Here is a 21,187-nt window from a genome sequence, read left to right as displayed (position 1 = left end):
TTTCCTTTATTGTTTGGTTTTGGCAAAGCCTAGAATCACAAAATGATTTTTGTCCTCTTTGTGATAATAATCCAACTTCAATCCTTGCGATTCCAAAGTGCTTTTGACGATATAGATTCCTAATCCCAAGCCACCATTTTTGTTGGATTTGTTATCTTTGAAAAAGGGCTTTGCATGGTCTTTTAGGCTGTGTGGCAAAGGTGCGCCGAAGTTGGAGATGAGGAGATTGCCCTCTGCAACTTTAATTTCAATTTTGCCTTTTGTCTTGTATTTTAGCGCGTTGTCTAATAGATTTTTGATAGCTAGAGTGAGCATATCAAAATCGCAGCGCAACAGATAGTTTTCCTCTGGCAGGATAAAGGAATCTTGGATTTGTTCTTTGTCTATTAACAGCATTGCAAACACGCGATTTAAAATGTCTTTTAGCACATAATCTTGCTTGTTGAGGCAATAGTTACGGGAGCTTAATTCCTCTATTTTGGCAAACTCATTAATCAAGCTATTGAGGCGGTCAAATACATTACAAAGCCTCTCTTTGTAAAGTGGGTGTTCAATCATTTCTGCCGTGATTCTGCCTTTGGTAATGGGCGTTTTGAGTTCGTGCATAATGGAGCGCAAAAAAAGATGTCGGGATTGGTTTAGTGCGTTGATTTTCTCGGCGGCATTTTCAAATTCGCGAGAAAGTTCGCCGATTTCATCGTTTTGGTTGATTTTGCAAGAAATATTCATCTGCCCATCGGCAAACTTACGAATCTCTTTGCGCAAAATTTTGAGCGGTAAAATGCTTTTAATTACCAATGCAAACAAGAAAACGACGACGACAAAAGCAAAAAAGGTAATAAGATAATAATTAAAAAGATTGTGAGGATAAGAGCCACCATAAAGTTTCCATTCCTGCGGAGTTTGCAAAAACAAATAAATGCCATTTTCTTGCTTAATGACTTTTGCAATCATTCCACTTGCGAGATTTTGTGTCAAATAGTTTTGAAATTGTTCTAAGGTTTTAGCATCTTGAATTTGGTGTAAATCCAATTCTTTGAGATATTTTTCAATCAGTTCAATATTGCCACCAAAGCGCACTAATTGGTTGATTGTCGCGAGAAATTGGCTATATTTGAGTTGGTCTTTGAGAATATCCTCATTGATTTCTTCGCGGATAAAATAATATGAAAATGCGCCTAAGCAAATGATTGCCACGATAAATAATATGGTGATTTTAACAAAAATAGAATTTTTAATCATCTTTTAACTGCAATTTATAGCCGATTCCGCGCACAGAAAAAATGAATTTTTTGCTTCCCTTTTCTATTTTGTTGCGCAAACGCCCGATGATGACATCAATGCTTTTGTTGCTAGAATCAGGATTGATAGAATCCGAGTGCGCCGCAATAGAATCACGCGTCAAGGCTTGATTGACATTTTCAAGCATAAAGCTTAGAATCTCGTATTCTGCTTTGGTGAGATTGAGTGCTTCGTTGTTGAGGTAAATCTCTCTGCTTCCTTTATCAAGCACAAAAGGAAGAATAGAAGCTTCTTCTTGGTTGGATTCCTTAGAGAGATTGTATCTACGAAGGACACTATGGATTCTTGCTATGAGTTCTTTTGGGTCATAAGGCTTAGGAATATAGTCATCTGCACCATATTCTAGCCCCAGCACTCTATCGTCAATATCGTGTCGCGCAGAAGAAATGATGATTGGGATTCGTTTTTCTTTCGCAACCCTCTTGCAAACTTCCAGCCCATCTAGGTTTGGGAGTGTTAAATCTAAAAGAAGGAGGTCAAAATGCCGAGTGTTTATCGCACTCATGCCCGTATAGGGTTCGTCATAATTCGTTACATTAATATTATGAGCTTTCAAGTATTCGCTAAGAATGGTTGCTAGCTCCAAATCATCTTCTATCATCAACACTTCTAGCATGGCGTTTTCCTTACAAAAAGGAGGATTGGGTATTTTAGGGGGTTAAATAAAAATTCAGGAAAACGCCCACTAGAATTGACAACACTTTCAAAGAACTTACTCACACTAAGTGTCCTTAAGCAAAGGAGAAGTGGATGAAAAATTTTCCCTTTTCCAAGAAAACCCAAACTTAACATTGCGTTAAGCTTGTCTCTCAACTCATCCCGTTGAGATGATGAAATTATAAAGCAAAATGGTAAATCAAAAGTAAATAAAGATTTTTTTTTCATTTTTGATTCTTTTTTTCATCAATAATTGCCAAAGTAAATTCTAAAAAGTTTAAAATCATATCCACTTTGGTTTCAATATTGCGATTATTTGGGGATTGCAGTCCTTCAAAAAGCACGAGGATTCGTTCTTGTAGGGCATTGAGGAATTTCTCCTCTTCTAAATAAGCTTTTGTTAGAAGCATTTTAAGCTCTTCGGCGTTTTTAAAATCTAGCTTTTCAATCTTTCGCTCATAGGGATTCTGCGTAGTTTCGGTATTTTCACGATGGGGGTTATCAGAGGGCAAAATATCCAACAAAGCATCACGTTCTGGCTTTTGGCTCTCTAACGCGCTTTTTGTATCGGGTTGGTTAGAATCGCTTGTATCAATTTCGGCTAATGTTTGTAAAATCGCTTCTTTTAGTTCCATAATTTCAATAACCACCTTTCAAACTCATTAAATTCTACTTCGCTATCCATTTGGACAAACAAATTTAGCATATCTTCACTTGCTTTGCCGTAATTTTTGCGATTGCTTACTAAGCGTTTGAGCGCGATTTTTGCTTCGGCATTGTCGGGATTTTCTTCCAAAATTGTTTTGTAAATCTCTGCCGCTTCGTAAGCGTGTCCTTGTATTTCATAAATGCTTGCAAGGGTTAAAGTTTTCATCTATGCAAATCTTTGAAAACTACTTGACAATTAGAATTGGAATCGGAGATTTTTGCGAAAAGTCGTTTTGGTTTGTTGAGAAGATTTTATTCCAAAAGCTTTCTTCGCTTTGCCCGATAATTAGCAAATCAAAATCTTTCGCATAAGACAATACTTCCGTTACAGCCTCGCCCTCTAGGAGTTTTTGTTTGATATTTACGCCTTTGTTGGTAAAGACTGCGGCAAATTCTTCTAGCAATTTATCGCTTTCTGCGCTTTCTTTTTTTTCAATTTCTTCATAAGCGGCTAATGCTGCTTCTCCATAAAGCATAATGGGAGTTTTAACATGAATGATTGTAATGGCACAATCTTCCCTATCTCCAAAAAAATTCACTACAAATTCTGCCGCTTTTTGGCAGGATTTCGTTCCGTCAATGGCAAATAAAATTTGTTTCATCACAAGCCTTTTAAAAATAATAAAAATTATATCAAATCTTAAGCAAAATCTTGCAAAATTCACAGAAAATAAAGTAAGAATGCGTTACGCTTCTAGGCTAAAATTTACCAAAAAGAGAATAGGAAATGCAAAATATTCTAAGACATATTCCCAAAGCGGACAAATTATTAAATTCCCTAAAGTCTGAAATTTCGAGCGGGTTGAATCTTGCGTTAGCAAAGCGACTGATTGCGGAGTTTTTGGAGGGCTATCGCCAAGATTTGCTTCAGGGTGGTGAAATTTTGGATTTGGCAACTTGTGCACAAACGATTGCTAAGGAGTATTACAAAATCACGCAAAAATCCCTTAAGCCACTCGTCAATGCCACCGGAATCGTAGTGCATACAAATCTTGGGCGCAGTGTGTTTTCTCCCGCGATTCTACAAGAGATTCTTCCTCTTTTGACGCGTTATAATAATTTGGAATACAATCAAGAAAAAGGAAATCGTAGCGAACGATATGTGCATTTAAAGGGTTTGTTTAAAGCTCTTTTGGGCGCAGAAGATGTGCTTGTTGTCAATAACAATGCCGCGGCGGTGTTTTTGATTTTTAATACCTTTGCTAAGGGTAAAGAAGTTGTGGTTTCGCGCGGAGAGTTGATTGAGATAGGCGGGAGCTTTAGGATTCCGCGTGTTATGGAGGATTCTGGAGCGATCTTGCGCGAAGTAGGGACGACCAACAAAACGCATTTAAAGGACTATCAAGAAGCACTTAATGAAAACACCGCAATGCTTTTTAAAGCGCATAAATCTAATTACGCGATGAGCGGATTTGTTAAAGAAGTAGAATTTGGAGAGATTGTAGAGTTGGCAAAGGCACGGAATCTTGTAGATTATTATGATTTGGGAAGCGGGTATTTTGGTTTAAGTGGGTTTGAAAACATTCTTCAAAAGTTTGAACCCGCATTAGAAGAGATTACAAGGCTGAATCCAAGCCTTGTAAGCTTTAGCGGAGATAAGCTTTTAGGTGGCGCACAAGCGGGAATCATCTTTGGCAAAAAGGCATTGATTGACAAGCTGAAAAAAAACCAGCTCCTAAGAATGTTGCGTGTGGATAAATTCACTATTGCCGCGCTAGAAGCGACACTTAATGCGTATTTGACGGGCAAAACAGACAAAATCCCAACTTGCCAAATGTTGCTAAAAACCAAAGAAGAGTTAAGGAATGAGGCGCAATCCCTAGCTGCGCAGATTCCGCCTTTGTTTGTGCCTGAAGTTGTGGCGACTAAAAGTTACAGCGGTGGCGGAGCAATGCCTAGTCATTATTTAGAATCTTTTGGTGTGGCACTTGAAGCGAAGAATTTGGCACATTTTGGACTGAATGAGCAACGATTAGAAGAGTATTTGCGAGGTTTTGACATCATTGCTAGATTAGAAAATGGCGCGTTGATTTTGGATATGCGCACATTGTTAGAGGGAGATATGCAGAGAATCGTAGAGGCTTTTGTTGCTTTGGAGCAGTCAAAAATAAAGTAAAATAAGGAAAAGAATGCAAGAAAATTTGATTATCGGTGCAATGGGACATATTGATCATGGTAAAACAAGTTTAATCGCCGCACTAAACGGGTTTTGGGGAGATAGTTTTGAGCAAGAAAAAGAAAGAGGCATTACGCTAGATTTGAGCTTTTCTAATCTAAGTCGCGAAGACAAAAACATTTCTTTCATTGATGTTCCCGGACACGAAAAATTGGTTAAAAATATGATTGCTGGGGCATTTGGCATAGATTATGCAATGCTTCTTGTTGCGGCAAATGAGGGCATTATGCCACAAACTTTAGAGCATTTAAGAATCGCTTATTTGCTTGGAATCACGGATTTCATCGTTGTGTTAAGTAAGACAGATTTGGTGGATTGTGCAAGGATTGAGCAAGTCAAAGAGCAAGTCAAAGAGCTTTTTGAAAAATTTCCTAATCTGCGTTTTGAGATTCTGCAATGTTCTATTTATGATAAGCAAAGCATTCAAAACTTGCAAGAGACGCTTTTCGCACTACCTAAAAAGGCGCATAAAGACTTAGGATTTTTCCGCTATTATATTGACCGTGCGTTTGTGATTAAGGGCGCGGGTTGTGTCGTGAGTGGCACATTGATGGACGGGGATTTGAGTGTGGGTGAAAAAATATGGTGCGCACAGCTTGGAAGAGTGCTTGGAATCAAGAATCTGCAAGTGCATGGAGAATCCCAAACTATCGCCCCCAATGGAGCGCGTGTGGCAATCAATCTAAGCGGCGTTTCACATCAAGAAATTAAGCGCGGAGATTTGCTTACCAAAAAGGGATATTTGCGCGGGTTTGATAGCATAGAAGTAGAGATTCGTGCGTTTGAAAAAATAGAACACAATGCCCAAGTGCAGTTATTTATTGGGGCAATGCGTTGCGATGCGCGCGTGTTATTTTTAGACGCAAATAAAAAATTTGCAACCCTAAAAACTACGATTCCAATTTTTGGAATGTTTGATGAAAAATTCATTTTACGCGATGACAAGCAGACTTTAGGCGGAGGCAGAATCCTAAGCTCGATTGTAGATCCGATGAAAAAATCACAAAAGCTAGAGTATTTAGAAATGCTAAGCAAGGGCGATTTCAAGGGTGCATTTACACTTTTGCTTCAAGCACACAAAAGAGGCTTTGGGCTGATTAGCTCGGTGCAGAGATTTGGGATTTCGCAAACGATGGGATTAAGAATCGCATCAGAGATTCCACAATGCTTTGTGTGCCAAAAAGAATTGATTGCCTATCCAAAAAAGGCTAGAGAAATCGTCAAAGAAGCGATTTTAAAAGTTTTATCCAAGAATCCCAACGCACTTTTGAGTGCGACGCTTTTAAGTCAAAAGCAAAGCTGGATTGCAGAGGAGTTTGCCAAAAGCGTATTAGAAGAAATGCTTGACGAGGGCGCGTTAAACAAGGCGGATTCCTTTTATATTTCCCCACAAAACAATTTAGGGCTTAATGGAGAGAATACGCAAAAGGTTGAGGATTATTTCTATCATACAATTTATCAGACTTTGCAAAGTCAGGGATTCCAACCTATTGCGCCTTATAATCTTTATGATAATTTGGATATTGATAGGCAAACAGGGGATTCTATGTTTAAACGCCTAACGCGCGAGAAAAAAATCGTGCGCCTTAACCATAAGTTGTTTATTTGTAGCGATGTTTTGGCGAATTTGCTAGAGCGTATGCGTAAAATCATAGAGCAAGAGGGCTATTTGGATTTGGGAAATTTCAAGCAACATTTTAATCTTAGTCGTAAGTATTTGATTGCCTATTTGGATTATTTGGATAGTTTTGGTGATATTGTAAATACCGATGGCAAACGAACTTTTAGATGATTAATTGAAGAAAGATTGGGAGCTAAAATGCTGGATAGATTACAGAATCCGCCTTTAAATGTCGCATTAAACCAAAGTTTGATTCAGGCAAAAAGCGTGAATTATCAAGCTATCACCCCCACGCAATCCCAAAAGATTGCCCAAGAAAATGCTGAACTTTGTGAAGTTTTGGGGGCGAAAATCGCGCGTCCTTTTAGTTTTAGTTTGGAATCTTTTTATTTTTTGCTTGGCAATCTTTGCAAATATTATCATGTCGCCCTTGCACTTTCTTCTCATAATATGCTTTATGCGGCGTATTTGCAATCACCAAACAAAGATGAGATTTTTCCGCTTTTGCCTGATTTTGCAAGTGGAAGCATTACGCAAGATTCCATTGATGAGGCGTTGGATTGGGGCGCGGATTGTTTTATTATGCCACTTTTAAATGAAGATATTTTGACGCTTAATTCTTTGGAATCCCTGCCTATGCGTGTATTAAAAGTGGTAGATGTGAGCTATGCGTTTGCTTTGAATTTGCCTTTACCAAAGGCGGATATTATGTTGCTTAATGGCGAAAATTTAGGGCTTTTGCGTCCTTTTGGCATTCTTGCTTCTAATGCGCAAGATTTTTATGGAATCTCTAGTGTGTATTTGGAGATTCAAAATCTCTATGCGGTTTTTAGACAAGCCATTATTGCGCAACAAGAGAAGAAAAAAACTGGCCAAAGCCGATTCCAAAACGACTTATCACGCGTGTTTTTGGATACTTTGCGGGTAAATTTGGAAAAATTAGGATTCAACGAATGTTGCTATGCGTTTTATCAATCTCCCGAAAACACCTTGCCATTGGGGCTTAAAGGCATAAAAGCGCGGAATCTCATTCAAAGCTTGTTGTTTGATGGAATCCACCTTATCAATGGGCAAGAATGCCTTTTTGGCTTCGCAAGTCCTTCGTTTGTTTTGCGCCAAATGGGTTATAGCGAGGAACAATCTAGAGAATTATTAAGTCTTAGTTTTTTGGATATTGCGCCTAGTTTGATTTCACAGATTGCGCAAAAAATCGCAATGAAGTATTCGCAATTAAGAAGTCTGGGATAAGAGTTTAGAGATTTAGGCTAAGGAGGCAAAGATGAGTGATAAAGCTAAGAGTATCAGGGATTCTATGGATTCGTTGCATAAAGCCGCACAGGGATTCTTTTTGCAAACAGAGGTTTTGCCGCTTTTAAGTGCGCTTGATAGGATTTTAGCAGAAGAAGTGTATGTAGAGAAATCTTTGCCAAGTTTTGATAACTCCGCAATGGACGGCTACGCGCTAAAAACGAGTGATGCGGGAAAAACGCTAAAGATTCAAAAGACTATTTTCGCGGGGGATTGTGCGGAAGCAGCTTTGGGAGATTTGGAATGTGTGAAAATTATGACAGGTGCGAAAATCCCTAATGGTGCTGATTGTGTCGTGCCTTTTGAAGAGATTGAGGGGGGATTCCAAAATACTAAGCAAATTCTCGCGCCACAGAATCTAAAAAAGGGTGCAAATATCCGCAAATGTGGTGAGGAAATCACAAAGGGTGCAAGATTGCTAGAAAAAGGAGATGATTTAAATGCGGATTGTTTAACCCTGCTTGCAACACAAGGTATAAGTTATTTGAAAACTTTTGTGCCTTTGAAGATTAGTATTTTTGCAAGTGGAGATGAGCTGCAAGAGATTTGGGAGCAATCCGATTCTGCGCGGATTTTTAATTCCAATGCGACAATGATTGCTGCGATTTTAAAGAGTTATGGATTTAAAAGCTCTTATGGAGGAATCCTTGCGGATAATCGCCAAGCCATTAAAGAAGCGTTAGGGATTCCAAGTGATGTGATTTTTACAAGTGGGGGAGCAAGTAAAGGCGAGGCGGATTTTATGCGAGAAGTTCTTAAGGAATGTGGCGCACAAATGGTAATAGACGGGGTGCAAATCAAACCCGGCAAACCTCTAATGGTCGCCAAACTGGATTCTAAATTTATCGTTGCATTGCCCGGAAATCCATTGGCAGGGGCGGTTTTGTTGCGTTTGCTCATTGTGCCATTTTTGCGTCAATTAAGCGGAGCAAACGCTTACTATCCGCAATTTATTATGCTAAAAGTCGCGCAAGATCTAAAGCGCAAAACGCGCACAGAGGCGAGTTTAGTCAAGATTCAAGAAGATTGTGTGCATTTTGTAAAAGATGGCAAATATGGTTCTGGGGAAGTTACTCCTATGGCTTTGGGTAATGCTTTGGTGATTTTTGGTGAAACTTGCGATTCTATTACAAAAGGGCAATGGTTGAAAGTTTTGCCCTATAAAATGGATTTTGGCGTTAAAGAGGCGGATTTTATCAATTGAGATTCTGCATTTGAAAATCAAGAGGCAATAAGGAAATATTTGCCCCATTGTCGTGATTCTTTGCGGGAATGGGAGCAAATTAAGGTGGCTTTCTCTTGCTTCGTATTTTTAAATGTAGAATCTAAAAATTTGTTTTTTAAAGATTCCATATTTTACTTTAAGTCTCGTAAGCGCACAATCCCAAAAGATTTGCCAAAGGTTTAGAATGTATTTAGAAAATGTGGATAAAATTTTGTCAAAATTTGCATAATAAGGAAAGAAATGAAAACTCTTGCTGTGATTGGACTCGGATATGTTGGTTTGCCCTTAGCTGTGGAGTTTGGGAAAACCTATAAAGTCTTTGGATTTGATATTTTTCAAAAGCGGATTGAAGAACTGAAAAATGGCTATGATAGAACGCTAGAGGTGGAAGAATCGGAGCTAAAAAATGCTAAAAATTTGCATTTTACGACGAATTTAGAGGATTTAAAAGAAGCGCAAATTTTCATCGTTACCGTGCCAACCCCGATTGACCGGTTTAACAAGCCGGATTTAACACCGCTCCAAAAAGCTTCTAGCAGTGTTGGAAAAGTGCTTAAAAAAGGCGATATTGTGATTTATGAAAGCACGGTTTATCCCGGCTGCACAGAAGAGGATTGTGTGCCGATTTTAGAAGAAGTGAGTGGGTTGAAATTCAATGTAGATTTCTTTTGTGGATATTCTCCTGAACGCATTAATCCGGGAGATAAAACGCATCGTTTGCCTAATATCAAAAAAGTAACGAGCGGTTCTACACCTCAAATCGCAGAGGAAGTGAATGCTCTTTATGAGAGTATTATCACTGCAGGGACGCATAAAGCTCCGAGTATCAAGGTGGCAGAGGCTGCAAAAGTGATTGAAAACTCCCAACGCGATATTAATATTGCTTTTGTCAATGAACTTGCCTTGATTTTTGAACGCTTAGGAATTGATACTTTAGAAGTGTTAGAAGCTGCGGGAAGCAAATGGAATTTCTTGCCCTTTCGCCCCGGTCTTGTTGGAGGGCATTGTATCGGCGTAGATCCTTATTATCTCACGCACAAAGCGGAATCTCTAGGTTATCATTCACAAGTGATTCTAGCGGGAAGACATATTAACGACAATATGGGCGTGATTGTCGCAGAAAGAGTCATTAAGCTTATGATTAAAAACGCGCACCAAATCGTTGGGGGCAAGGTTGCGATTCTTGGCATTACTTTCAAAGAAAATTGTCCGGATATTCGTAATTCTCGCGTGGTAGATGTGATAAGAGAGCTGCAAGATTTTGAATGCAAAGTAGAGATTTATGACCCATGGGCAAATAGCGATGAGGTCAAAAAAGAATATGGCTTGATTTTGCAAGAAATGGAGCAGTTTAGATTGCAAGATTATCAAGCGGTGATTATCGCAGTCGCGCACGATGAGTTTAAAACGCTAGATTTTAGTCATCGCGGTAAGGTTGTCGTTTATGACCTCAAAGGCATTTTGCCAAAAGAACAAGTAAGCGGGAGGCTTTAGAATGTATCAAATTGATACCAAAAGACAATACAATTATTCTTCTTCGTGCATTAGACCTTTTGAAGTGCAGGAATATTTCCCGCTTCGCATTGATTTAGATAAGGTAATCTTCAAGAATGCTTTAGTTGCCCCCCCCCCCAATAAATTAGACGCTAAAAAGAAGCCAAAGATTCCAAACTCCAAACTTCAAGAAAGTTTGGAGAGTTTGCTAGAGGCTTTGCAAAAGGATTTTGCCAAAAAACAAAAACAATTAGAAAAAGAATTAGAATCTCGCGGAATCTCAAAAGCCCTCTCCCTCGCTTTTTATCTCAATGTATTTATTCACCAAAGCAAACATTATACACCAAGAGGAGTAGAGGAAAAAGTTAGCCTTAAAGATTTGATAGACTACTTTACGCAGCTGAAATTTGGGCATTGTGGGCAGAAGCCCTATGCGCTAGAGATGTTGTTAGAAAAATTCGGAATCCAAAGTCGCGTGATAAGTTATAGTGATATTTTTGGTTGGGCGCATGGGTTTGTTGAAGTTTTTATTGATGAGAAATGGCAGATTTTAGACCCGACTTTTAATGTTTATTTTAATATCGGAGTGCAAGAGATTATCGCCAATCCCTATTGCAAACGAAAGGTTTTAAGCTTCTTTTCTAATGAGTTTTGGACAGATAAAACGCAAGAATATGAGGAGTTTATCCAAACGCAAATTGACGCCAATCATCACACGACTTTTAAATACAACAAAGAATGGTTTATGTTTATGGGATTCTATCCTTTTGTGCCGCCTATTTTGTATTTCAAGCACAACAAAAATGGACAAGCGACAGAAATTTACGATATTAGAAAAGACGCGCGTTATCAGTTTGTATAAGATTTGTGTGGAATCCCAAGCCTTTTAGGCTTTGGGATTGGCAGTTGGGCTTGGTGTGGAATATGCAGCATAGAGATGTTGTGTCATCGCAAGTAAGTCTTTGCTAACTTTGTTGGCAGTATCAATATCATTAAGAATAGACGAAACATTTGTTGCGCTGATTTTATTATCTAAGATGAGCTTTTCTATCTTGCTAATCGCATTGTCATCGGCTTGGTCTAGGAGTGCAGAACCTTTGCGAATACTTGCTAGAATGAGCTGGATATTCTCATCGGAGCTTTTTTCTAAATTTTCAATACTGCGTAGAAGTTCCGCCAAATCAATCCGCATTTCATTATAGAGTTCTTTTAATGCCTCGTTGTTGGTTTGTGTTGCGTCTTTGAAATTGCGGTAAAGCATTTTGAGCTGGTGGATAGATTCCACTGCCCTACGCGCCGCATTTTTGATATGTGCAATTTCATTCATCTGCTCTTTATCGTTGGTGTGCGTTTGTGCAATGGTTGCAAAATCAAAGATTTTATCAAACAAGTATTTAATGTTTTTCTTGTAAAAATTATCAAAATCCACTTCTCTTCTATAAAGCTTTTTATGCGCGATAATCTCACGAAATGGCGTATTAGAATGAATCTCTTTGCGTGTGAATCCTATCGCATAAGTGAGGACCATAAAGCAGTTATCATATAAATGTTCCATTTCGTTTTTTAACGCTTCAATTGCAGTATCTGGATATTCTACAATAGAATAATTAAGATAGATTGGTTCGTAATCTTTTTCTTTTTTATCCACAATGTATTTTTCAAGCAACCAAACCATTCTTTCAATAAAAGGCATCATAAGCGCGATTCCAACGATATTAAAAAGCGTATGGAATGCGGTGAGCTGTAAGATATAATCATCACTTGCGATTCCGACAAAATCACAAAAGAGGCGCACGACATACATCATTTGATGCAAGAAAACAACCGCAACAAGTGCTGTCGCGCTATTGAAAAGTAAATGCGCTGCGGCAAGTCGTTTGCCCGTGATGTTCGTGCCAATAGAACCGATGATTGCCATAACCGTGCTACCGATATTAGAACCAATTGCAAAGCCAAGCGCGTTTTCATAGCTCATTTGCCCAGCAGCTAAAATCGTGATTGCGACAAGCAAACTTGCATTGGAGCTTTGCATAATCACGGTAAGCACAACCCCAATTAACACAAACAAAGAAACACCCAAGATTCCGCTTAAATGTCCATATTGTGCAATATCTACAATGTCTTTTAGCTCATTAAATCCGCTTTTAACAAGTGAGATTCCAAGAAAGAAAAATCCGATTCCGCAGAGGATTGAGCCAAAGGCTTTGGAGGTTTTGGAGTTTTGGAGATTTAAAATCACGCCAAAAACCAACAAAGGCATTGTGATAGAGGAAATATCAAACTTCACTCCGGCAATTGCGATAACCCATGCAACGATTGTTGTGCCGAGATTCGCTCCAAAGATGATACCGATTCCTTGTCCTAAAGTGATGAATCCTGCGCTTAAAAACGAGATTGCAAGGACGGAGACAAGTCCGCTACTTTGCATAATCATCGTAGAGATTGCGCCAAAAATCAAGCTTTTTGTTGCGGTGTTTGCCCATTTTTTCAATACGCGTTCGATGAAGGTGCTGAAGTTGCTAAAGCCATTTTTGAGGCACATTACGCCATAGAGGAAGATTGCGATTCCAGAACAAGCTCCTAAAAACGAGCTAGACTCATAAAACAAATACCCTAAAATACCAAAAACAAGAAACAATATAATGTTGCGCATTTTGCTTTCCTTGAGATTGTTAAATTTAAGAAAAATAAAATGGTTATTTTACGACTATTTTTATTAAATTAATATAAGCTTAAAGTAAAATAATAAAAAACGAATCGTATTTAAGGATTCTACTGAATTGTTGGGTTTTCGTAGAATCCTTTTGTGCTATTGTGAAAGAGTAGATTCAATTTCAAGTAATTCCTCATAATGTTTTTTGCTTAAATTTAGCATTTCTTCAAACTTAAAACCAAGCATAATAATGCGGTAGAGGTTGGGTTTGCGCTTTTTCCAATTATAAAGCGTTTTGGTGTCAATTTGCAGAATCCCTGCAATGTCGCGCTGTGTGAGTTTGGAGCGGAAAAGTAGCTTTTTTGATTTGGATTTGTTTGCATTTGGATATTCCTTAAAAAATAGATTTTGTAAGGAATGTTGATGGAATTTATCATAATCTCTAACAAAGGAATAATTGCTTTGTTTTTATTTAATTGATTCTAAACTAGAATCCCTGCTTTTAATTTTAGTTTTAAGGATAAATGTATGGAAAATGGTGCAATTGCGAGTTTGGTAGGACAATGGAATGGAAAAATCCCTGCGGATTCTATATGTTCTTTGCAGAATTAGAAAATGAATAAAACTTTATTTGAGGAATGAAAGTGCAACAAGAGGAATTGATAAAGTATTTTACTGGCAAAGTTTCTAAAAGCGTATTAAATAGCCTTAAAGCCCTTGATGAAAGCATATTAAACCAGCAAGCGGAATCTCTTAGGGCGATTGCGTTTAAAAACAAATGGATTGGCTTTCTTTTGGGGGCTATTTTGGGTTGGTTTTGGATTTTTGGTGTAGATAGACTTTATAAGGGAGATAAATGGTTGGGGACATTTAAACTCCTTTTTACCATACAGATTTATCTTTTTCCTTTTATTGCTCCTTTGGTATTACCTTTTTCGTTAGAAGTTGGGAAAGGCTTTATTGCGAGTTTTTGGTCTGGAGGCATTAGTGGAGTAATTGAGCTTGTAATGAATCTGATAAACCTTGATTTGCAATCCGCACTTAACGCAACAATTTTTTATGCAAAGGCTTTTGCCTATCTTTCTTTGGCTTGGCTTTTTTCTATGATTGTTTGGTTTTGTTTGGATTCTATTTGATCCCATTTTAGTGTTTTTTGGAATCAAAAGAGACAATAGTCGCAAGTTGCTTGCTGCAATTTCTAGAATCCAATCCCAAAGCATAGGAAGTATAGCCTAATGAATCGGATAAAATATTCGCTGATTTTTATTGTTTGTCTCACTCTTGGTTGTGGTTGTTCTGATTCTAAAAAGCCCAATGAGAGAGAAAAGATAGAACTTGATGCTAAGCAAAGCAAGACGCAAAATATAGATGTAGATACAATTATGCTCTATGGCAAATTTGGATTAAAAGCAGCGATGAAAATCAATAAGGAACTTTCTGGTAAATGGAATCTCATAAAGGAAAAAACTGCAAAGGATTCCACTTTTCCTCTTTCTCTTGCGCATAAACTTGTTATTTGTGTGGCTTATGATGCAATGGGTCGCGATGTCGTCTTAGACTTTGATAATTTAGAAGTTGTTAGGAGAGATGGGGGAGAATTAGAACCGATTACAATGCGTGAATTGGCTGAATTTGAAGCTCTAAATAAGCCAATTATGGCTTTAATTAATGATGTTGTTTTAAACAAAAGCAAAAGATAAATGGATTAAAATCGGTTAAATTTGGTAACAGAAAATGTGTTTTTGCGAGTTTTGCTCTATGTTTGATTAAGGTTTAAGTGGGGGGAGGGGTATAATCTATAAACTTTATATTTGATAAAGGAGTGAAGATGTCTTATGAATTACCAAAAGAGGCGGAGATTTTGTGGTTGGATTCGTATTATAAATCCGATAGTTTTGAGCAAGGGAGGCTTTTCAAGCAGTTTTTCAAAAGCTTCTGCGAACAAGCATTTGCACTAAATCTTAACATTTATCAAGATTTGGGTGGATTTCCTATCGCATTTGATGAACAAAACGCTTATTCTAGCATTTCTTATGCTCTGCATACCCTGACGCCTTATGCACAAAGTGAAGTTCCTATTCTCCATAAAGCTAAACGAATCAAGGGAGAAGTTTCACTAACAGAGCATCAAAATGGGCGCGTAGATTTTTGGTGTATGGAAAAGGAACGGAAGTTTGAAACTTGGTTGGAATCTAAGAAATTGTGGCTTAATATCGGCACAAAAGAATGGCAATTTACCAAATCTTGCGAATATCTTATAGATAATGTGTTTGGACAAATCAAGCGACTAAAAAACGCGGGAGTGGATAAAAAGGCAAACAAATACGCAGAGGGTGCAGTGTTTAAAGTTGCTTTGCTTCAGATTCCAATCGTTTATAATTCTAAGCATAAGCCAAGCAATGAGGAGATAGAATCCGCACCTAAATATTTAGAAAGCTTACTTGCTGAATACTTGGAAAACAAAATGGGCTTGTTGCTTGGCGCACTAGATATGCGCCCTTTTGGTGGAGATGAAGTGGAAGGCGAATGCAATCCTTACAATATCCTTGCAGCTGTGGTTATTCAGTAAAATAGCTATTTAAGGCTTTGGGATTCTAATCGCTTGTATCAAAAAGCGGAATCCCAAACAAGATTTATCGCAAAAACCATAAAGTTAAAATCCTCTATAAATGCTTGGGTAGCCACCCCACAACTAGCGCAGTCCAAAACCAAAATAAACACCCTGTGAGATTCTATCATCTCGCAATCACAAAGTCTTTATTGAGTGGTTGTGTCAATCTATAATGTTAATTGTTAAGATTCTGCATTTTGAAAGCAAAGAGACAATAAGAAAGTGTTTGCTCCATTATCATAATGTTGTAGGAATGAGGGTAGATTAAAACAGCTTTCTTTTTTGCTTCTGAATTTTTCAATGCAGAATCTCAAAGTAAAATTTGATTTTAAGATTCCATTGCGGAATCTCTTTGATGTTTAGCGCGTAAGATTGTGGGGTTGCCGCATTTGTTTGTTTATAATAACGCAGGGTAAGATTTGCGCACAATGTGGAATGGAATCCTAGCAGTAATGATGAATTTTGATGAGATTCTTGATTTTAGATTAATAAAATTTATGTTTGCTAGAAAAAAGCAAACATAAATTTATGATTTTGAAGATTGTTAGTTTTTGGATTTATCTACGAGTTTTCCAGCGGCAATCCAAGGCATCATTTCGCGAAGTCTTGTGCCTACTTTTTCAATCGGGTGATCGGCTAGATTTTTGCGTTCTGCATTCATTCTTGCATAACCTGCCTTGCGCTCTAGGATAAAGTCTTTGGCAAATCTTCCTTCTTGAATATCCTTAAGAATCGCACGCATTGCTTTTTTGGATTCGTCATTGATAACGCGAGGACCGCTGATCATATCTCCATATTCTGCAGTGTTAGAGATAGAATAGCGCATATCTGCTAAGCCGCCTTGATAAATCAAATCTACGATAAGTTTGAGTTCGTGCAAACATTCAAAATAAGCCATTTCTTCAGGATAACCTGCTTCAACTAGCGTTTCAAATCCTGCTTTAACCAAGCTAGAAACTCCACCGCAAAGCACGGCTTGTTCGCCAAAGAGGTCGGTTTCTGTTTCGTCTTTGAAAGTAGTTTCAATAATACCGCTGCGTCCGCCGCCGATTGCACTTGCATAGCTTAATGCAATCGCCTTTGCGTCGCCTTTGCTTGTGTCTTGCTCTACTGCAATGAGGTCGGGGATTCCACCTCCTCGCACAAATTCACTGCGCACGGTGTGTCCCGGAGCTTTTGGGGCGACCATAATCACGCCTACACCTTTGGGTGCTTTGATTTGTCCAAAATGCACATTGAATCCGTGTCCGAATGCGATGATTTGGTCTTTGCTCAAGTTTGGTTCAATATCGCGCGCAAAAACATCGGCTTGTAATTCATCGGGGATTAGAATCATCACCAAATCTGCCCATTTTGTCGCCTCACTTACTTCTAAGACTTTGAAGTTTTTGGCTTCCGCCTTTGCCCAGCTTTTGCCACCTTTGTAAAGTCCAATCGCCACTTCTACGCCAGAATCGCGTAAATTTTCCGCATGTGCATGTCCTTGTGAACCAAAGCCAATAATCGCAACTTTTTTCTTTTTGATAAGCCCTAAATCGCAATCTTTGTCGTAATAAACTTTTAATGCCATTTTTCCCTCTTTTTAAGTGAAATTAAATGCGTGATTATATTGCATTTTTTCTTAGCGGATACTTTGCTGTATGGATTTTGGGTAAAATCTCTAGTGTTTATTGTGGGTTTGGTATTGTTGCAAAAGTTTCAAAATGGAGTTTGAAAAATCGTTAAAGAATTCAAAAAATAAAATGTTATAATGGATTGTGAAATTTGATTTAATGGGATTCTAAATGTTGCTCTCTTTTTCTTTATTTCTTATTCTGCTACTGGTTTTGCTATTTAAAGTTTTTTATTGGTTTCGTTAGCGCATTGATTGGATTGCGTTTGATTATTTTTTGTAAGCATAATACAAAAACGAACCCATACCGACGATAAAAACTATCGTCAAAAATACAATCATAATAATGTCTAATAAACTCATTCTTATCCTTTTTGGTTGATTTCGCGCTCTCTTAGTTGTCCGCATGCAGCACTGATGTCTAAACCTTTGGATTCTCTAATTGTGCAAAGTAAGCCTTTTTTGAGTAAAAATTCGCGAAATGCTTCTACTTTTTCTTGTTTTGGACGCTTGTATGGGCTATTTTCATAAGGATTAAAATAGATGAGATTGACTTTTGCTTTGATTTTGTTGAGCAGTGCAATGAGTTTTTTGGCACTATCTAAGCCGTCGTTGAGCTCGTCAATGACAAGATATTCAAACATTACACGCTTCCGACTATCTATTGGAAATGCTGCGACTTCATCAATTATGCTTTGGATATTGTAAGCCTTGTTGATGGGCATAAGTTTTGTGCGCAAATCATCGCTGACAGCGTGTAGAGAAATTGCAAGCTGCACTCCCAAATTCAACGCCCCGAGCTTTTTAATCTTTGGAGCGATTCCGCTTGTAGAGATTGTTTGTCGGCGCACAGAAATGCTTAAGCCATTAAGTTCGCTCAAAATATGGATACATTGTGTAACATTGGTTAAATTATCTAATGGCTCTCCCATTCCCATATACACGATATTAATTGCTTTATTGCTAGGAATCTCTTGGTCTTTTTTGATTGCAAGGGCTTGATAGACTATTTCTCCTGCGCTTAGATTCCTGACAAATCCTCCTTTTGCGGTGAGGCAAAAACTGCAACCGACTTTGCAACCGATTTGTGAAGACAAACAAATCGTCCATTTATCTTCTTTCATTTTCAAAAATACAGATTCGTAAGTGAGATTATCATCGGTTGCAAAGAGATATTTCACGCTCCCATCTTTGCTTTGTTCTTTTTTTGTGATTCTAACTTTTTGGGTGGTGAAGTTTTGATTCAAATAGGCTTTTAAGTCTTTGGGTAAATTATTCATCGCGTCAAATTTCTCTTCATAGCAAACATAAAGCCAATGATAGATTTGTTTCGCGCGAAATTTTTGGAATCCTGCAGATTCTAAAGCAATACCTAATTCCTCTAAAGTGAAATCAAAAATATTTTGTTTAGCGGTTTGTGTTGGTGGATTTGTTAGTTCATTCATTGTTTTTGCTTGTTTTGTGATTTTGTAGTTTGGAATGCACATAGGATTCTAGCTTTTCCATTGCTATTTTATGATGGGCAAAAAATTCTTGATGTGCGTTTTGGTGTGTATGATTGGTAACGCAAAAAATTCCAATAGCAGGTATTTCAAATGCCTTTGCAACTTGCAAAACACTAAAAAATTCCATATTTTCATAAGTGATACCGAGATTTAAAAGTCTTTTTGCAAGTGTGGAATCTGTAGTAATATAGTTGCTAGAATTTACGATTCTTAAGTCTTGGCTCAAAACCATAGCGGAATCTTTAGAATCTTTTGAAATTGTTTCACATGAAACATTGGTTAAAAAATTATTTAATGGCGTATAGGATTGCTTTTGCAAAAAAGATAATTCTATATTGGCAGCACTCTGCGTTTCAAAGATTTCTAGCAAAGGAATAGAATCCGCATAAGCACCACAAGTGCCAACAAATACAATTTCATCGGGTCTATCATAAAGAATGGAACGCGTTAGATTCATCGCAGATTCTATTAATCCCACGCCGATACTTTTGGCAAATGAAAAAGATTCTATTTTTCCTGCGCAATAAATCATTGCTTATCCATTTCTTTATAATATAAATGAGATTCGTTTTTCTTAATGGTTTTTTGTTCCGGGATTTGAAGCACTTGGTAGAATTTTGGCTTTTCTAAATAGCCAATTTCAATAATGTCCCCGACTTTTACATCACGGCTTGGCTTGACTGCGATTCCACCAATTTTTACAACGCCACTTGCCAACATATCTTGTGCAATAGAGCGTCTTTTTGTGATATTAACCGCATTGAGAAATTTATCTATACGCATGGATTTGTCCTTAAAATTTGCAAAATTGTAGCTAAAAGAACATTAAATTGTTGCTATAATAACACAAAATTTTTAAGGAGTAAAAATGAGTAAAAAGAATATCAAGAAAGTCGTTCTTGCTTATAGCGGAGGATTGGATACAAGCGTGATTCTAAAATGGCTCGGGGATAATTATCATTGCGAAGTGGTAACTTTTACCGCAGATATTGGACAAGGAGAGGAAGTAGAACCCGCTCGGGCAAAGGCGCAAAAATTAGGAATCAAGCCGGAAAATATTTTTATTGAAGATTTGCGTGAAGAGTTTATTAGGGATTTTGTATTTCCTATGTTTCGCGCTAACACAATTTATGAGGGAGAATATTTATTGGGGACAAGTATTGCGCGTCCTTTGATTGCTAAGCGTTTGGTGGAGATTGCTAAAAAAGTTGGCGCAGATGCAATTTCTCATGGAGCAACAGGTAAAGGAAATGACCAAGTGCGTTTTGAAATTGGAGCATACGCGCTGAATCCTGATATTAAAGTGATTGCTCCTTGGAGAGAGTGGGATTTGAATAGTCGTGAGAAATTACTAGAATATGCAGAATCCGCAGGGATTCCTATTGAGAAAAAAGCAAATAAATCTCCTTATTCTATGGACGCAAACTTACTTCATATCAGCTATGAAGGGCAGATTTTAGAGAATCCAAATGTCGCTCCAGAAGAAGATATGTGGCGTTGGAGTGTTTCACCAAAAGACGCTCCAGACAAAGCAGAAGTGATTACTATTGAGTTTAAAAATGGTGATGGAATCGCAATCAATAGTGAAAAATTAAGCCCGGCGGATTTTTGGAGTAAATTGAACGAATTAGGCTCTCGCAATGGAATCGGTCGTTTGGATTTAGTAGAAAATCGTTATGTGGGTATGAAGTCTCGTGGCTGCTATGAAACGCCTGGCGGAACGATTTATCTTAAAGCACACCGCGCGATTGAATCACTTTGTTTGGATAGAGAAGAAGCACATTTGAAAGATGAGATTATGCCAAAATACGCGAGTTTGATTTATAATGGCTATTGGTTTAGTCCCGAGCGAGAAGCCTTGCAAGCCTTGATTGACAAAACACAACAAAAGGTTGAAGGAATCGTGAAATTGGAGCTTTATAAGGGCAATGTGGTTGTGCTAGGAAGAGAATCCAAAAACTCATTGTTCAATGCAGCATACAGCACTTTTGAAGAGGATTCTGTGTATCATCAAGGCGACGCGGAAGGATTTATCAAACTCAACGCGTTGCGATTCATCATTTCGGGCAAAACACGCAAATAAATTAAGCTTTTTGTGTTTAGTGCGGTTTGGAGAAAACTCCATGCTGCATTTTTAATAGAATCTCTCTAAAATCTTACAAAAATAATAAAAATAATTTTTATAAAAAATATTAAAGATAAAAAATATTGATTCATTTTAATAAAGTTTGGCTTTATTTGCGAGGAGGCAAAGCCTAGATGCTTGATGAATCCCCAATAAATGCTCAATCAATGCTTTGGAGATTGTGTTATAA

General features: G+C 37.8%; 23 protein-coding genes. 11 read left to right on the top strand and 12 right to left on the bottom strand.

Annotated elements, in window-relative coordinates:
• Positions 1 to 6: 6 nt before the first annotated feature.
• The 5 genes from LS69_RS04470 to LS69_RS04450 form a co-directional block, all read right to left on the bottom strand.
• Positions 7 to 1,242, bottom strand: a complete 1,236-nt coding sequence (locus LS69_RS04470; RefSeq protein WP_138122565.1) for an ArsS family sensor histidine kinase — start codon at positions 1,240 to 1,242, stop codon at positions 7 to 9.
• Positions 1,235 to 1,918 (bottom strand): response regulator transcription factor, encoded by a 684-nt coding sequence (locus LS69_RS04465; RefSeq protein WP_138122563.1) that lies wholly within the window; start codon positions 1,916 to 1,918, stop codon positions 1,235 to 1,237. The genes LS69_RS04470 and LS69_RS04465 overlap by 8 nt, the downstream gene beginning before the upstream one ends.
• 265 nt (positions 1,919 to 2,183) lie before the next feature.
• The gene (locus LS69_RS04460) at positions 2,184 to 2,594 is read right to left on the bottom strand and encodes a hypothetical protein (RefSeq protein WP_138122561.1); all 411 of its coding nucleotides are present in this window, start codon (positions 2,592 to 2,594) and stop codon (positions 2,184 to 2,186) included.
• Positions 2,585 to 2,833 (bottom strand): tetratricopeptide repeat protein, encoded by a 249-nt coding sequence (locus LS69_RS04455; protein WP_138122559.1) that lies wholly within the window; start codon positions 2,831 to 2,833, stop codon positions 2,585 to 2,587. Before LS69_RS04455 ends, LS69_RS04460 begins: the two co-directional genes overlap by 10 nt.
• Before the next feature lie 19 nt (positions 2,834 to 2,852).
• Entirely contained in the window at positions 2,853 to 3,269 is a 417-nt protein-coding gene (locus LS69_RS04450; protein WP_138122557.1) for a universal stress protein, read from the bottom strand.
• Positions 3,270 to 3,394: 125 nt separating this feature from the next.
• Here LS69_RS04450 and selA point away from each other — a divergent pair, with 125 nt between their 5' ends.
• From selA to LS69_RS04420, 6 genes are all read left to right on the top strand, one after another.
• Positions 3,395 to 4,783 (top strand): L-seryl-tRNA(Sec) selenium transferase, encoded by a 1,389-nt coding sequence (selA, locus tag LS69_RS04445; protein ID WP_138122555.1) that lies wholly within the window; start codon positions 3,395 to 3,397, stop codon positions 4,781 to 4,783.
• Positions 4,784 to 4,796: 13 nt separating this feature from the next.
• Entirely contained in the window at positions 4,797 to 6,635 is a 1,839-nt protein-coding gene (gene selB / locus LS69_RS04440) for a selenocysteine-specific translation elongation factor (RefSeq protein ID WP_138122553.1), read from the top strand.
• Between the two features lie 27 nt (positions 6,636 to 6,662).
• Positions 6,663 to 7,712 (top strand): nitrogen fixation protein NifS, encoded by a 1,050-nt coding sequence (locus LS69_RS04435; protein ID WP_138122551.1) that lies wholly within the window; start codon positions 6,663 to 6,665, stop codon positions 7,710 to 7,712.
• A gap of 31 nt (positions 7,713 to 7,743) precedes the next feature.
• Positions 7,744 to 8,976, top strand: a complete 1,233-nt coding sequence (locus LS69_RS04430) for a molybdopterin molybdotransferase MoeA (RefSeq protein WP_138122548.1) — start codon at positions 7,744 to 7,746, stop codon at positions 8,974 to 8,976.
• A gap of 261 nt (positions 8,977 to 9,237) precedes the next feature.
• On the top strand, positions 9,238 to 10,491 hold the full coding sequence (tviB, locus tag LS69_RS04425) for a Vi polysaccharide biosynthesis UDP-N-acetylglucosamine C-6 dehydrogenase TviB (protein ID WP_138122546.1): 1,254 nt from the start codon (positions 9,238 to 9,240) through the stop codon (positions 10,489 to 10,491).
• A 1-nt stretch (position 10,492) separates the two neighbouring features.
• Positions 10,493 to 11,353: a transglutaminase-like domain-containing protein gene (locus tag LS69_RS04420; protein WP_138122544.1), complete on the top strand. Its 861-nt coding sequence runs from the start codon at positions 10,493 to 10,495 to the stop codon at positions 11,351 to 11,353.
• A gap of 24 nt (positions 11,354 to 11,377) precedes the next feature.
• Here the strand turns inward: LS69_RS04420 and LS69_RS04415 are convergent, their stop codons facing one another.
• Together LS69_RS04415 and LS69_RS10800 are read right to left on the bottom strand one after the other, a co-directional pair.
• Positions 11,378 to 13,144: a Na/Pi symporter gene (locus tag LS69_RS04415; RefSeq protein WP_138122542.1), complete on the bottom strand. Its 1,767-nt coding sequence runs from the start codon at positions 13,142 to 13,144 to the stop codon at positions 11,378 to 11,380.
• 156 nt (positions 13,145 to 13,300) lie between these two features.
• Positions 13,301 to 13,468, bottom strand: a complete 168-nt coding sequence (locus tag LS69_RS10800; RefSeq protein WP_138122653.1) for a transcriptional regulator — start codon at positions 13,466 to 13,468, stop codon at positions 13,301 to 13,303.
• A gap of 320 nt (positions 13,469 to 13,788) precedes the next feature.
• Between LS69_RS10800 and LS69_RS04405 the strand changes: the two genes are divergently transcribed.
• The 3 genes from LS69_RS04405 (at position 13,789) to LS69_RS04395 (ending at position 15,713) form a co-directional block, all read left to right on the top strand.
• The gene (locus LS69_RS04405) at positions 13,789 to 14,280 is read left to right on the top strand and encodes a TM2 domain-containing protein (protein ID WP_138122541.1); all 492 of its coding nucleotides are present in this window, start codon (positions 13,789 to 13,791) and stop codon (positions 14,278 to 14,280) included.
• Between the two features lie 99 nt (positions 14,281 to 14,379).
• Positions 14,380 to 14,844 (top strand): hypothetical protein, encoded by a 465-nt coding sequence (locus LS69_RS04400; protein WP_138122539.1) that lies wholly within the window; start codon positions 14,380 to 14,382, stop codon positions 14,842 to 14,844.
• A gap of 128 nt (positions 14,845 to 14,972) precedes the next feature.
• A complete protein-coding gene (locus tag LS69_RS04395; RefSeq protein WP_138122537.1) occupies positions 14,973 to 15,713 on the top strand; it encodes a hypothetical protein in 741 nt (246 codons plus the stop codon).
• A gap of 339 nt (positions 15,714 to 16,052) precedes the next feature.
• Here LS69_RS04395 and LS69_RS11075 read toward each other — a convergent pair whose 3' ends face one another.
• Together LS69_RS11075 and ilvC are read right to left on the bottom strand one after the other, a co-directional pair.
• Entirely contained in the window at positions 16,053 to 16,184 is a 132-nt protein-coding gene (locus LS69_RS11075) for a hypothetical protein (RefSeq protein WP_275050960.1), read from the bottom strand.
• Positions 16,185 to 16,299: 115 nt separating this feature from the next.
• Positions 16,300 to 17,325, bottom strand: a complete 1,026-nt coding sequence (ilvC, locus tag LS69_RS04390) for a ketol-acid reductoisomerase (RefSeq protein WP_138122535.1) — start codon at positions 17,323 to 17,325, stop codon at positions 16,300 to 16,302.
• 26 nt (positions 17,326 to 17,351) lie between these two features.
• On the opposite strand from ilvC, the gene LS69_RS11070 reads away from it, so the two are divergent.
• On the top strand, positions 17,352 to 17,480 hold the full coding sequence (locus LS69_RS11070) for a hypothetical protein (protein ID WP_275050959.1): 129 nt from the start codon (positions 17,352 to 17,354) through the stop codon (positions 17,478 to 17,480).
• A 252-nt stretch (positions 17,481 to 17,732) separates the two neighbouring features.
• Here the strand turns inward: LS69_RS11070 and rlmN are convergent, their stop codons facing one another.
• From rlmN to LS69_RS04375, 3 genes are read right to left on the bottom strand one after another with little or no spacing between them, the layout of a single operon-like run.
• Complete coding sequence (rlmN, locus tag LS69_RS04385) at positions 17,733 to 18,812, bottom strand: 23S rRNA (adenine(2503)-C(2))-methyltransferase RlmN (RefSeq protein ID WP_138122533.1); 1,080 nt, start codon at positions 18,810 to 18,812, stop codon at positions 17,733 to 17,735.
• Positions 18,805 to 19,404 (bottom strand): purine-nucleoside phosphorylase, encoded by a 600-nt coding sequence (locus LS69_RS04380; protein ID WP_138122531.1) that lies wholly within the window; start codon positions 19,402 to 19,404, stop codon positions 18,805 to 18,807. The genes rlmN and LS69_RS04380 overlap by 8 nt, the downstream gene beginning before the upstream one ends.
• Positions 19,401 to 19,655: an RNA-binding S4 domain-containing protein gene (locus LS69_RS04375; RefSeq protein WP_138122529.1), complete on the bottom strand. Its 255-nt coding sequence runs from the start codon at positions 19,653 to 19,655 to the stop codon at positions 19,401 to 19,403. Before LS69_RS04375 ends, LS69_RS04380 begins: the two co-directional genes overlap by 4 nt.
• A gap of 85 nt (positions 19,656 to 19,740) precedes the next feature.
• Here LS69_RS04375 and LS69_RS04370 point away from each other — a divergent pair, with 85 nt between their 5' ends.
• Entirely contained in the window at positions 19,741 to 20,955 is a 1,215-nt protein-coding gene (locus LS69_RS04370; RefSeq protein WP_138122527.1) for an argininosuccinate synthase, read from the top strand.
• Positions 20,956 to 21,187 lie beyond the last annotated feature (232 nt).

The organism is Helicobacter sp. MIT 05-5294 (assembly GCF_000765675.1).
Lineage (GTDB): Bacteria > Campylobacterota > Campylobacteria > Campylobacterales > Helicobacteraceae > Helicobacter_D.
Note: the sequence above shows the minus strand (reverse complement) of the source record. Positions and strands in the feature narration are given on the sequence as shown.

Bases quoted from the DNA above. Each gene is read 5' to 3' on its own strand.
- LS69_RS11070 (WP_275050959.1), top strand. From the start codon at position 17,352: ATGCGTGATTATATTGCATTTTTTCTTAGCGGATACTTTGCTGTATGG.
- selA (WP_138122555.1), top strand. From the start codon at position 3,395: ATGCAAAATATTCTAAGACATATTCCCAAAGCGGACAAATTATTAAAT.
- LS69_RS04430 (WP_138122548.1), top strand. From the start codon at position 7,744: ATGAGTGATAAAGCTAAGAGTATCAGGGATTCTATGGATTCGTTGCAT.
- LS69_RS04395 (WP_138122537.1), top strand. From the start codon at position 14,973: ATGTCTTATGAATTACCAAAAGAGGCGGAGATTTTGTGGTTGGATTCG.
- LS69_RS04465 (WP_138122563.1), bottom strand. From the start codon at position 1,918: ATGCTAGAAGTGTTGATGATAGAAGATGATTTGGAGCTAGCAACCATT.
- LS69_RS04370 (WP_138122527.1), top strand. From the start codon at position 19,741: ATGAGTAAAAAGAATATCAAGAAAGTCGTTCTTGCTTATAGCGGAGGA.
- LS69_RS04450 (WP_138122557.1), bottom strand. From the start codon at position 3,269: ATGAAACAAATTTTATTTGCCATTGACGGAACGAAATCCTGCCAAAAA.
- LS69_RS04455 (WP_138122559.1), bottom strand. From the start codon at position 2,833: ATGAAAACTTTAACCCTTGCAAGCATTTATGAAATACAAGGACACGCT.
- rlmN (WP_138122533.1), bottom strand. From the start codon at position 18,812: ATGAATGAACTAACAAATCCACCAACACAAACCGCTAAACAAAATATT.
- LS69_RS04420 (WP_138122544.1), top strand. From the start codon at position 10,493: ATGTATCAAATTGATACCAAAAGACAATACAATTATTCTTCTTCGTGC.
- tviB (WP_138122546.1), top strand. From the start codon at position 9,238: ATGAAAACTCTTGCTGTGATTGGACTCGGATATGTTGGTTTGCCCTTA.
- LS69_RS04400 (WP_138122539.1), top strand. From the start codon at position 14,380: ATGAATCGGATAAAATATTCGCTGATTTTTATTGTTTGTCTCACTCTT.
- selB (WP_138122553.1), top strand. From the start codon at position 4,797: ATGCAAGAAAATTTGATTATCGGTGCAATGGGACATATTGATCATGGT.
- LS69_RS04415 (WP_138122542.1), bottom strand. From the start codon at position 13,144: ATGCGCAACATTATATTGTTTCTTGTTTTTGGTATTTTAGGGTATTTG.
- LS69_RS04470 (WP_138122565.1), bottom strand. From the start codon at position 1,242: ATGATTAAAAATTCTATTTTTGTTAAAATCACCATATTATTTATCGTG.
- LS69_RS04435 (WP_138122551.1), top strand. From the start codon at position 6,663: ATGCTGGATAGATTACAGAATCCGCCTTTAAATGTCGCATTAAACCAA.
- LS69_RS04380 (WP_138122531.1), bottom strand. From the start codon at position 19,404: ATGATTTATTGCGCAGGAAAAATAGAATCTTTTTCATTTGCCAAAAGT.
- LS69_RS04375 (WP_138122529.1), bottom strand. From the start codon at position 19,655: ATGCGTATAGATAAATTTCTCAATGCGGTTAATATCACAAAAAGACGC.
- LS69_RS04460 (WP_138122561.1), bottom strand. From the start codon at position 2,594: ATGGAACTAAAAGAAGCGATTTTACAAACATTAGCCGAAATTGATACA.
- ilvC (WP_138122535.1), bottom strand. From the start codon at position 17,325: ATGGCATTAAAAGTTTATTACGACAAAGATTGCGATTTAGGGCTTATC.